11 protein-coding genes are annotated in these 11,343 nt (G+C 29.5%); 6 read left to right on the top strand and 5 right to left on the bottom strand.

The window, feature by feature from the left end:
* The first annotated feature begins 246 nt into the window (after nt 1-246).
* Nucleotides 247-1,542, top strand: coding sequence for a penicillin-binding protein PBP4 (gene pbp4 / locus J3R86_RS02720; RefSeq protein WP_207517949.1), 1,296 nt, complete (start codon nt 247-249; stop codon nt 1,540-1,542).
* Between the two features lie 160 nt (nt 1,543-1,702).
* Here the strand turns inward: pbp4 and J3R86_RS02715 are convergent, their stop codons facing one another.
* From J3R86_RS02715 to tagG, 3 genes are all read right to left on the bottom strand, one after another.
* On the bottom strand, nt 1,703-2,758 hold the full coding sequence (locus J3R86_RS02715; RefSeq protein WP_207517948.1) for a glycosyltransferase family 2 protein: 1,056 nt from the start codon (nt 2,756-2,758) through the stop codon (nt 1,703-1,705).
* On the bottom strand, nt 2,755-3,846 hold the full coding sequence (tarB, locus tag J3R86_RS02710; protein WP_207517947.1) for a teichoic acid glycerol-phosphate primase TarB: 1,092 nt from the start codon (nt 3,844-3,846) through the stop codon (nt 2,755-2,757). Before tarB ends, J3R86_RS02715 begins: the two co-directional genes overlap by 4 nt.
* Nucleotides 3,847-4,025: 179 nt before the next feature.
* Nucleotides 4,026-4,838: an ABC transporter permease gene (tagG, locus tag J3R86_RS02705; RefSeq protein ID WP_207517946.1), complete on the bottom strand. Its 813-nt coding sequence runs from the start codon at nt 4,836-4,838 to the stop codon at nt 4,026-4,028.
* A 287-nt stretch (nt 4,839-5,125) separates the two neighbouring features.
* Between tagG and tagH the strand changes: the two genes are divergently transcribed.
* Complete coding sequence (tagH, locus tag J3R86_RS02700) at nt 5,126-5,920, top strand: teichoic acids export ABC transporter ATP-binding subunit TagH (protein ID WP_207517945.1); 795 nt, start codon at nt 5,126-5,128, stop codon at nt 5,918-5,920.
* Between the two features lie 238 nt (nt 5,921-6,158).
* On the opposite strand, the gene tarA is transcribed toward tagH, so the two are convergent.
* Nucleotides 6,159-6,917 (bottom strand): N-acetylglucosaminyldiphosphoundecaprenol N-acetyl-beta-D-mannosaminyltransferase TarA, encoded by a 759-nt coding sequence (gene tarA, locus J3R86_RS02695; RefSeq protein WP_207517944.1) that lies wholly within the window; start codon nt 6,915-6,917, stop codon nt 6,159-6,161.
* A gap of 231 nt (nt 6,918-7,148) precedes the next feature.
* Between tarA and J3R86_RS02690 the strand changes: the two genes are divergently transcribed.
* Nucleotides 7,149-7,901 carry a M50 family metallopeptidase gene (locus J3R86_RS02690; RefSeq protein ID WP_207517943.1) on the top strand — a complete coding sequence of 251 codons (753 nt, stop codon included), beginning with the start codon at nt 7,149-7,151 and terminating at the stop codon, nt 7,899-7,901.
* A gap of 69 nt (nt 7,902-7,970) precedes the next feature.
* Here J3R86_RS02690 and J3R86_RS02685 read toward each other — a convergent pair whose 3' ends face one another.
* Complete coding sequence (locus tag J3R86_RS02685; RefSeq protein ID WP_207517942.1) at nt 7,971-8,615, bottom strand: metal-dependent transcriptional regulator; 645 nt, start codon at nt 8,613-8,615, stop codon at nt 7,971-7,973.
* 122 nt (nt 8,616-8,737) lie between these two features.
* On the opposite strand from J3R86_RS02685, the gene J3R86_RS02680 reads away from it, so the two are divergent.
* Genes J3R86_RS02680 through mntC form a run of 3 tightly spaced genes read left to right on the top strand, consistent with a single transcriptional unit; the run spans nt 8,738 to nt 11,237 of the window.
* Nucleotides 8,738-9,481, top strand: a complete 744-nt coding sequence (locus J3R86_RS02680; protein ID WP_207517941.1) for a metal ABC transporter ATP-binding protein — start codon at nt 8,738-8,740, stop codon at nt 9,479-9,481.
* Nucleotides 9,475-10,311: a metal ABC transporter permease gene (locus tag J3R86_RS02675; RefSeq protein ID WP_207517940.1), complete on the top strand. Its 837-nt coding sequence runs from the start codon at nt 9,475-9,477 to the stop codon at nt 10,309-10,311. Before J3R86_RS02680 ends, J3R86_RS02675 begins: the two co-directional genes overlap by 7 nt.
* A complete protein-coding gene (mntC, locus tag J3R86_RS02670; RefSeq protein ID WP_207517939.1) occupies nt 10,308-11,237 on the top strand; it encodes a manganese ABC transporter substrate-binding lipoprotein MntC in 930 nt (309 codons plus the stop codon). Before J3R86_RS02675 ends, mntC begins: the two co-directional genes overlap by 4 nt.
* The last annotated feature ends 106 nt before the right edge of the window (nt 11,238-11,343 follow it).

Raw genomic sequence — 11,343 nt, 5'->3', positions numbered from 1 at the left:
AAATTTTAATAAAGTTTAAATCAATAACAACCATCCATTAACAATGTTAATTACTTATATGTAATTTCATACTTCGTAATCAACATTATAACATCAACTGTTTTGCTAGTTAATCAATTGTTATTACTTTTCAAATTTATTGCAATAAATGCTCATATTCAATCATAAATTTATGACATTTAGTAATCTAACACCTACGTGTCTTTAATTGGGAATATTTTATGGAAAAGGAAGATTTAAGGTATTATGAAAAAAATATTTACTTTAATGCTAATGTTAATATTAGTGAGCGTCATATTAACACCTTTGGCTCAAGCTGCCAATAGTAGTGAAACACCGGTTCAAGTTGCAAACGACTATGGTTATAGTGGTGTAACTGAAGCTTATCAACCAACAAGTGCTATCAATGTTAGCCAAACTGGACAAATTTTATATCAATATAATGTTGATACTAAATGGAATCCTGCTTCAATGACTAAATTGATGACTATGTATTTAACATTAGAAGCGGTCAATAAAGGTAAACTTTCATTAAATGATAAAGTTAAAATGACAGATAAAGAATATTTAATGTCTACATTACCTGAATTAAGTAATACTAAATTATATCCAGGGCAAGAATGGACTATTGCTGACCTACTACAAATAACAGTATCAAATTCAAGTAATGCTGCAGCCTTAATTTTAGCGAATAAAGTTTCTAACAATACTAATGATTTCGTTGATTTAATGAATAAAAAAGCTAAAACTTTAGGAATGACAAATACTCATTTTGTTAACCCTACTGGAGCTGAAAACTCTAGATTACGTAGTTTTGCTCCTTCAAAATATAAAAATGAAGAGCGTAATTCTACAACTGCAAGAGATTACGCCATCTTGGATCAACATGTTATTAAAGAAACGCCTAAAATATTACATTTTACTAAACAATTAGCACCAACAACTCACGGAGTAACTTATTACACTTTCAATCATTCTCTTGAAGGTGCTAAAATGAGTCTCCAAGGAACAGATGGCCTTAAAACTGGCTCAAGTGATACTGCTAATTACAATCACACTATCACTACAAAACGTGGTAAATTTAGAATCAATCAAGTACTTTTAGGTACTGGAGATTACGATAACCTTGGTGGAGAAAAACAGCGTAATATGATGGGTAATGCTTTAATGGAACAATCCTTTAGTAAATATAAATATCAAAAAATATTGTCTAAAGGTGAACAAAAAATCAATGGTAAAACATATTATGTAGAAAGTGATTTATATGATGTGTTACCGGCAGATTTTTCTAAAAAGGATTATGACTTAGTTATCAAAGATGGTAAAGTACACGTAGATTATGACAGACAATTTATAAATAAAAGTACTGGTCCACCATCAGTTGAAATTCATAAACCCATAGTTCATAAAGCCAATGCCGTTGCAAAAATTACTTGGACTGAACACCCCATCTTAGCAATTGTTGGTGGTGCGATTACAGTTATTGCTTTAGCTTATTTAATTTTTAAAATTATACATGCAATTTTTAGAAAACGTAAATAATAAATAACAAAACCATCTCGATTGACGTTCACATCATACTGAACAACAATCGAGATGGTTTTTGCTTTTTTAATATTTTACTTTTATTTACTTCTATTTTGTTATCAATGCACTATCGATGATTTTAAGTTTTTTACACTAATTTTTCATTTAAAATAAATTATCTTCTATTATCATTTGTTAATTTCATAATTTTCTTAGCTATTAATTGCAATTTGAACTTTCTTAATCCAGGACGTTTAATGCCTATATTAACGAGATTATTCTTCCAAATTTCATAAGTTTCATTCGTCCAATCACTTCCAAAGCGCTCAACTGTGTCCACAATATCAAATATATTACTATAAAGATAATCAGTTTGTTGCATGAATTCAATATATGTGGCAACTTCACTGATAAATTCAAGCGTCAAAGTTGAATGCTGTGTTAAATAAACTTGCAATAATTCATTGTAAACATTGATATCCATAACTTCACTGTAAATTAATTTCTGAGATTGTAATAATAATGATTCCATCACTTGTTGTCTGATGAAACGCAATTGACTACTTACTTTACTAAATTCTACATTTTCAGATAGATTTCTATCACTACTATTATCACCTATGATAATATTGGGTACTAATTGTATGTCAGTTGCTTTTGTTAATGCTTTAGCAATAAATAAATGACTGTATGCTAAATTAATATCCTCATTACATCTTAAAGATAAAAATTTCGTACTAAATAATTTAGCGTTAAACGTCATATCATAGAGTAACTCTGGTTGATGACTTAAAGTAGTCAAACTGTCACTTTGAATCATTTCACTAGCTGTTTTTGAACGCCATTCACCATGATAATCTCTAGCCACTTGTCCTATAACAATATCGATATTACTATCACTTTGAAACGCTGTCGTTAACATATTTAACCTACTAGGTAAGACAACACTATTAGGAAGTAAAACCATAAATGCATCATTACTTGCATCCTCACTATGTTCAATTGACATTAATCCTCTATTAATACAACTTCCTAGTGATGGTTGATGATGGTGAATGATTGAAATGTTTTTCAATTCTCTCGATAGTTCTTCAACCATTTCCACTGTACGGTCTTTAGATCCACCATCAACACAAATGATGTTATAGTTTTCATTACTATTTATAGACGTCAATGCAGCCTTAATCGTTTGTTCATGATTTAACATTGGCACAATAATTGTTAATTTCATTTATCATTCATCACACTTTCTATAAAATTTATTAATTTAGTCATACTGTTTTCATCATTGTATTGATGCCAATCTTTGAATATAGGTAAAAATGTGGTGTGAGATTCTCTAATTAATGCAATTAACTCTCCTTCAGATTTAACTTTATATGCTGATGGTATTTGATAATAATATGGATTTAGTCCACGTGTTTTTTCATATTCTTCTTCATCATAAACAAAAAATATTGTAGGCGTATTAATTAAACTAGCTTCTATCGGTATTGAACTATAATCACTAATGATTAAATCTGCCATAATGAGCAATTCAGAAGTTGTAATTTGCGAATTATCATTAGTTTCAACCGATGGATGAAATTTGCTAATGAGTGTATAGTTAGGTAATTGTTGTTCAAAATATACCTTATCAAGCGTTTTATTATCAGTATCTTCTCTATAGGTCGGTAAATATACTGCTAATTTTTTATTTATTTGATATTGATCTCTTAATTTTTGCTTCAGTTGTTTCATGTCGGTTGTGAAATATTGTTGCAATCTTGGTAAACCATATTTTAACATTTGATGCTCATTCGTTGCATATGCAGTAGCAAAACACTGCGACATATTATCTGAACCTATTAAATAATAATCTGTCGCATTATAAACTTTTTTATACAGTTCAACTATGTTCTTATTATTGTGATCAACTTGATGATCGGCTAAGCCAAAATGCTTGAGTGCACCACTAGCATGCCACGTTTGAATAATTGTTTGATTTTTATTTTTACGAAATCCACCTAACAATAAATAATAATTATCTATGATAACTACCTTCGCTTCTTTTAAAGCTTTAACTTGGTGAATAATATGGCTTTGATTACTATTTATTACCGTTGTATGAGTTAAATTTTGTAACAAATGGTTATTTGTTTTATTGGTAATGATAGTTAAGTTATATCCTTCTTTAATCAATGTCGTAATAATTGGCATCATATCATCTGGAAAAGTCATCATTACAGTTATATGTCTTTGCTTCATACGTACTGGAAACATAGCTATCGTGATTAGCTTTATAATCAAAAAATATACTCTTTTTATTAAAATCTCCATTATATCCCAACTTTTACTTTTTAATTTTAGTAGTCATTAATATGTACGCTTCAAGAGAACTTCAATTATTAAATTTCATATGAATAAACACTAACTGTACTACTATTTTTATTAGTATAAACAAAAAGAAACCTCACTGCCATTTTTAAATGTAGTGAGGTCATATTTTAATAGTTTATTTAAAGAAAATCTGCAAATTGATCTCGATACTTCATGTGTAAAATTGAGCCGAGAATAAAGAATACGGCAATGATACCAATATTATACAACATTAAACGCCAATGTTCGATAAAGTACCATTCATGAAATAATATAGCTGCTCTATATGACTCTGCGATAAAGTATACTGGATTGTATTTCATCAAATCATGAATAACTCCACTAATACCATGGTTTTTTGGCATCCATAATATTGGTGAAAAGTAGAATAATATTCTTAACAATGCTTGCATTAACATTTGTGTATCTCTTATGAGGACACCTAATGTTGATGTGAGTAAAGTAACTGATGCCGTTAAGAAGAAGCAAAACGGTACATATATTAATAATTGTACGATATGTATTGTAGGATAAATACCCGTAAACATACATGCAATGATAACTAAGAGCAATAATCCTAAATGACCATAAAATCTACTTGTAACAATATATGTTGGAATAATAGACAGTGGAAAATTCATCTTAGATACTTGATTGAATTTTTGTGTAATTGCTTTCGTTCCTTCTAAAATACCCTGGTTTATGAAAAACCACATACTAATACCTACTAATAGCCAATAAACAAATGGCACTCCATGAATTGGAGCATTACTTCGAATTCCTAAACCAAAGACCATCCAATATACCATAATTTGCATAACTGGATTTATTAATTCCCATGCCACACCTAAATAATTGCTATGGTTTAAAAGTTTAACTTGAAATTGTGCCAACCTTTGTATTAAATAAAAATTCTTAACATGTTCTTTAAATACTGTTCCAATTGCTAACATTTAACAAACCACACTTTCAGACAATTAAATCTATCTATTTGATTTCACACAAAAATTCTCTAAAATCGATTCCTTTTCATCTACAAATTGTTATTTTATTATAATACTATTGTATTAAACAATCATCTAAGTTGAAATATTTTGTAAATTTAACTATGCTTATAGTCTAATTTTAAACCAAATCTTAAATTAAAATCTTCTCTTCACTTTACAATAGCTTTTAAAATTTAACAACTGTTGTATAGTATATTATAATTTATACAAATGTAAATAAGGAAGGTCTACAAATGAACGTTTCTGTAAAAATTAAAAATGTAACTAAAGAATATCGTATATATAGGACCAATAAAGAGCGAATGAAAGATGCTCTGATCCCAAAGCATAAAAACAAAACTTTTTACGCTCTAGATAATTTAAGTTTAGAAGCATATGAGGGAGATGTTATCGGTCTAGTTGGTATTAATGGTTCTGGAAAATCTACATTAAGTAACATAATCGGTGGTTCCCTAACATCCACTTCTGGATCTATTGAACGAAACGGTGAAGTAAGTGTTATAGCTATAAGTGCTGGATTAAGTGGTCAACTTACTGGCATAGAGAATATTGAATTTAAAATGTTATGCATGGGCTTCAAACGTAAAGAAATTAAAGAATTGACACCTAAAATTGTCGAATTTAGTGAATTGGGTGAATTTATTTATCAACCAGTTAAAAAATATTCAAGTGGTATGCGTGCTAAATTAGGATTTTCAATAAATATAACTGTTAATCCAGATATATTAGTTATTGATGAAGCTTTATCCGTAGGTGACCAAACTTTTGCTCAAAAATGTCTTGATAAAATTTATGAGTTTAAAGAACAAAACAAAACTATTTTCTTTGTCAGTCACAACTTAGGCCAAGTAAAACAATTTTGTACTAAAATTGCGTGGATAGAAGGTGGAAAGTTAAAAGATTATGGTGAATTAAACGATGTATTACCTAAATATGAATCTTTTCTACAAGACTTTAAAAAGAAATCTAAAGCTGAACAAAAAGCATTTCGAGATCAACTTGATGAATCTCGTTTTGTTATTAAATAAATTAATAGCATAAAAAAGAGAGAAACTACAAAATAATTTTTAAAAATTATTTTGTAGTTTCTCTCTGATTTGGAGCCTAGTACAAAATGTATTTCACACTTAAAATTGAGCATTTGGCAGTAACTGTCTGGTTTTCAAAAAGTTGATAAATCAACATTTTGAAAACCTAGTCAGTCTTGCCGAGGTGGGATTACGAAATAAATTTTATAGAAATTTTTTTCTATCCCACTCCCTTATTTTATGATTTTAATTGACGTTTAGCTTTAGCAACCTTAAACATAAATTTAGGAATACTTTTTAAGCGTCCAATTCTTTTCCAATCTATAATAGCTCTATAAAACCATTCAATATTAAGCTTTCTAAATAATAGTGGCGCACGCTTTTTAGCTCCTGAAAATACTTCTAGCGAGCCACCAACTCCCATCATTACAGTTTGTTGAAATTGATGCTCTTGTTTCATAATCCATTGCTCTTGTTTGGGAAATCCCATACCAACGAAAATATAATCTGGGTTAAACATTTTAATTCGCTTAATGACTGTCTCATCTTCCAAATCTATATAACCATGATGATGATTAAATGTGATATTAGGATAACAAAGTTGAAGTGAATGTTGAGCACGTTCAACAATATCATTAGTTGCTCCCAATAAAAATACTTTTTGATGATTAACATGAGCAATTTTCATGCATTCTTCCATTAATTCAATACCAGGTATTCTACTATCTAAAGGATTATTTAAACGTTCAGATGCTTTAACGATGCCTGTTCCATCAGCTACAACATAACTCGCCCCATTAATTAATTTCCTATAAGCGTGATGACTAGTTGCAAAATCTACAATTTCAGGATTTGCTGTTACTATAAATAAATTATTTGTTGTTTGTTGTGCAAAAAAGTCTTTGATGTTTTCTACCATTTGTAACATTGAAGTATTATCAAAATGAACACCTAAAATGTCTACTTTTACTGCATCGGGTTTTTCTTCAATAGTCATAAAAGAAAACTCCTATTCTATTTAATCTTCTGTTCAAATATTTTAAATATATACTATATATATTATAAGTACTTCGTAATAATTTTGTTTTATTTTAACATATCCAATTATCAATTTAACAGTAAAATATATGTTTAGGCTAAGCCTTAAGTCCAAAGACATTTGCTGCATTTTAATTTATAATATAACAATTACGATATTGGATAAAAATATTTTAAAGAGGTACCTATTATGACTGCATTATCTTTATTTTTTAATACTCATGTTCAGTTGAACATTATAATTATAGCTTTTATTGCTATTACTTATATTGTCGTTCACTACTATAGAAATCGCCTAATTATTAGTTATTTAGATATTTTATTGAACTACATTCCTGTACTAACACATGAATTTGGTCATGTTATTTTCAACAAAATAGCTGGTGGTCGTGCAAAAGATTTAGTCATCGTCACTAGCCCAAATGAACGTCAACAAACATTGCAACAGGGCTATGCTATTACACAATCTAAGAGTATTGCTGGACAGTGGTTGACTACGCTAGGTGGATACATCATGCCACCGTTAATGCTTTTATTAGGACTAGCTTCAAGTCATTATACTGTGCCAAGTTTATTCGTACTTGGCTATTTATTAATTTTCGTGTACTTTTTAGTATTAACGTCACGTAAATTATCACCTATTATTGTCATCATATTAATTAGTACCTTACTTTACTTCATAGTTACAGGTGGACATACTGACTCAATACAATTAATTGCATCTTTTGTTTATCAATATATACTTGGTGTCTTATTAGGAGAAGTATTACAGTCTAGTTGGACTATTATCAAACTTACTTTTTTTAGACCTCGAGTTTCATGGGATGGCAGCGCACTTGCCGAATTGAGTCATATTCCTACATTCATTTATAGTACCATTTGGATTGTTTTTAATTTATATTCTGTCGATATCCTATTAACGTTTACAGGCGTTATACAATAACTAAAAAGCTTAATCAGGTTACTGAATATAGTATCTATGCTATATTTCAACTTCCTGATTAAGCTTTTATTATTTTTCCGCAAAAATATTCATCGCATTATCGTAACTTAGAACAACTACATGATCTAACCTTTTAATTAGTATAATATTATTAGTGTCATCTTTAGATACGATTTCAACTTCATTACCTATAGTAATATCTTTACTGGATAAATAGATGAGTAGGTCAGTCTTATCTCTAACACGTTTAATGGTTACAATATCCCCAGAATCATAATTTAAAATTGATGTAACATATTTCTCTTGATACTCATTATTTCTAGGAATGACTCCACCATGTGGACATGTTTCAGGATAATCTAACAAACTATCTAAACGTTCCACAAATAAATCAGAAACTCTATGTTCTAAGATTTCTGCTTCTTGATGTACTTCTTCCCAATTGTATTTCAAAATTTCTATTAAAAACAATTCAAGCAAACGGTGTCTTTTAATAATATCTAAAGTATACGTTAAACCCTTTGGAGAAAGTTTAACACCTTTATACGGTTTCGTTTCGACATATCCAGCTTTCTCTAACCGACTAACCATTTCACTAACTGACGGTGGTTTGATTTTTAAAAATTGAGATAAAGCTTTATTTGAAACAAAGTTTTTATCACCATCATTTGTAAGAATCGCTTTAAGGTAGTCTTCTTTTTCTTCTGTTAACATACTTTCACCTCACACACATTCACTTTATTATATCATGAATTTACTTGACACGATAAATATTATCAGTTTATTATACAATTAATTAGGTTAACCTAAACTTTTAGTTAGGTGGTGGTTAAAATTTGTTAGAAATAAGACAATTAAATTTATATTTAGGGAAAAAACATGTTTTAAATAACATAACGTTAAGTATTCCTATTTGTGGAGAAATTATCGGTATTATGGGCCCTAATGGTGCAGGTAAATCTTCGTTAATTAAATCATTAATAGGTGAATTTAACGCTACAGGTACAAAATTATTGTATGGCAAACCTATACAACAACAATTGGATTACATTACATATATTCCTCAAAAAGCTCATATAGACTTAGACTTCCCTATTAATGTTGAACAAGTTATTTTATCAGGTTGTTATAAAGATATTGGCTGGTTTACAAAGCCAACTATTAATAATCGTCAAAAATTAGAACAACTTATTGATGAACTTGAGCTTAGACCTTTAAAACGTCGTCAAATTTCTGAACTAAGTGGTGGACAATTACAACGTGTACTAGTTGCAAGAGCATTGATGTCTGAAAGTGAAGTTTATTTTCTAGATGAACCTTTTGTAGGAATTGACTTTAATAGTGAAGCACTCATCATGAAGAAAATTAATCAACTTAAAAATTTGGGGAAGCTTATTTTAATTGTGCATCATGATTTGTCTAAGGCAGAACAATACTTTGATCGCATTCTACTTCTCAATAGAACTATACGATTTTTTGGTCTTAGTGAAGAAGCTATGACAATAGAACGATTAAACGAAACATTTATGTCGAGTACTGATTACCTTGATAATAGTCAAAGGAGTGATGCCACTTGCTAGAATTTTTTGAACATTTATTTACATATCAATTTTTAAACAGAGCTTTAATAACTTCAATTATTGTTGGAATAGTATGTGGTACCGTAGGAAGTTTAATAGTACTTCGTGGGCTATCACTTATGGGAGATGCTATGAGTCACGCAGTTTTACCTGGAGTAGCTTTATCATTTTTATTTGGTATACCTATGTTTATAGGAGCATTGATCACAGGAATGATTGCAAGTATTTTTATTGGCTACATCACTTCTAGTAGTAAGACCAAACCTGATGCAGCAATTGGTATCAGTTTTACAGCTTTTCTAGCAATAGGAATAATCATTATTAGTTTAATTAATAGTACTACAGATTTGTATCATATTTTATTCGGTAACTTACTAGCAATCACTCAAAGTGCATTTTGGACAACAATTATTATTGGTCTTATTGTACTTTTACTTATCATTATATTTTATCGTCCGTTAATGATTTCAACATTTGATCCAACATTTAGCAGAATGAGTGGTTTAAATACGACATTAATTCATTACTTTATTATGCTGCTCTTGTCTTTAGTAACTGTTGCAAGTATCCAAACAGTCGGCATTATTTTAGTAGTTGCCTTACTGATTACACCTGCTTCTACAGCTTTTTTAATCAGTAAAAATTTATATACAATGATGATAATTGCAAGTTTAATTAGTATTATTAGCTCTATTATTGGACTTTATTATAGTTACATTTACAACATTCCTAGTGGTGCAACAATAGTTATTTGTACATTTATTATTTACATAGCAACTTTATCATTTTCAAAATTTACACATAAAAAGAAACGAGGAATAACAATATGAAAAAAATAATACCTATATTACTGGCATTTATGATAATTTTAGCTGCTTGTGGCACTGGAAACAAAGAAGCTAGCGATAAATCACATGATAAATTAAAAGTTGTAACGACAAATTCTATTCTATACGATATGGCTAAAAATGTCGGTGGAGATGATGTAGAAATACATAGTATTGTGCCAGTTGGCCAAGACCCTCACGAATATGAAGTTAAGCCTAAAGATATTAAAAAACTCACAGATGCTGATGTCATTTTGTATAACGGTTTAAATTTAGAAACTGGAAATGGTTGGTTTGAAAAAGCACTTGAGCAAGCTGGAAAATCATTAAAAGATAAAAAAGTGATTGCTGTATCAAAAGATGTAACACCCATTTATTTAAATGGTGAAGAAGGCAATAAAGATAAACAAGATCCACATGCTTGGTTAAGTTTAGATAATGGTATTAAATACGTCAAAACAATTCAACAAGCTTTTATCGACAATGATAACAAACATAAAGATGACTATGATAACCAAGGGAAGAAATATTTATCTCAATTGGAACAATTAAATAACAGCAGCAAAGATAAATTTAATGATATTCCTAAAAATGAGCGTGCTATGATAACTAGTGAAGGTGCTTTTAAATATTTTTCAAAACAATATGGTATTAAACCAGGTTATATTTGGGAAATCAATACAGAAAAACAAGGTACACCTACTCAAATGAGACAAGCCATTCACTTTGTAAAACAACATCATCTTAAACACCTATTGGTTGAAACAAGTGTAGATAAAAAAGCTATGCAAAGCCTTTCTGAAGAAACACATAAAGATATTTATGGAGAAGTATACACGGATTCAATCGGTAAAGAAGGTACTAAAGGCGACTCATATTATAAAATGATGAAATCCAATATCGAAACAGTACACGGCAGTATGAAATAGCTAGGTTTTAAAATGAAAGTTAATTTGCTTGAGGGAGAGGGACAGAAATAAATTTTCTATAAAATTTATTTCGTAATCCCACTCCAGCAAGACTGACTAGGTATTC

The sequence above is a fragment of the Staphylococcus simiae genome, from assembly GCF_017357005.1.
In the GTDB taxonomy this organism is placed as follows: Bacteria; Bacillota; Bacilli; order Staphylococcales; family Staphylococcaceae; genus Staphylococcus; species Staphylococcus simiae_A.
The sequence above is the reverse complement of the archived record's forward strand: the minus strand, read 5'-3'. Positions and strand labels throughout refer to the sequence as shown.

Coding starts and splice junctions, on each gene's coding strand:
- pbp4 (WP_207517949.1), top strand. CDS start 247: ATGAAAAAAATATTTACTTTAATGCTAATGTTAATATTAGTGAGCGTC.
- J3R86_RS02715 (WP_207517948.1), bottom strand. CDS start 2,758: ATGAAATTAACAATTATTGTGCCAATGTTAAATCATGAACAAACGATT.
- tarB (WP_207517947.1), bottom strand. CDS start 3,846: ATGGAGATTTTAATAAAAAGAGTATATTTTTTGATTATAAAGCTAATC.
- tagG (WP_207517946.1), bottom strand. CDS start 4,838: ATGTTAGCAATTGGAACAGTATTTAAAGAACATGTTAAGAATTTTTAT.
- tagH (WP_207517945.1), top strand. CDS start 5,126: ATGAACGTTTCTGTAAAAATTAAAAATGTAACTAAAGAATATCGTATA.
- tarA (WP_207517944.1), bottom strand. CDS start 6,917: ATGACTATTGAAGAAAAACCCGATGCAGTAAAAGTAGACATTTTAGGT.
- J3R86_RS02690 (WP_207517943.1), top strand. CDS start 7,149: ATGACTGCATTATCTTTATTTTTTAATACTCATGTTCAGTTGAACATT.
- J3R86_RS02685 (WP_207517942.1), bottom strand. CDS start 8,615: ATGTTAACAGAAGAAAAAGAAGACTACCTTAAAGCGATTCTTACAAAT.
- mntC (WP_207517939.1), top strand. CDS start 10,308: ATGAAAAAAATAATACCTATATTACTGGCATTTATGATAATTTTAGCT.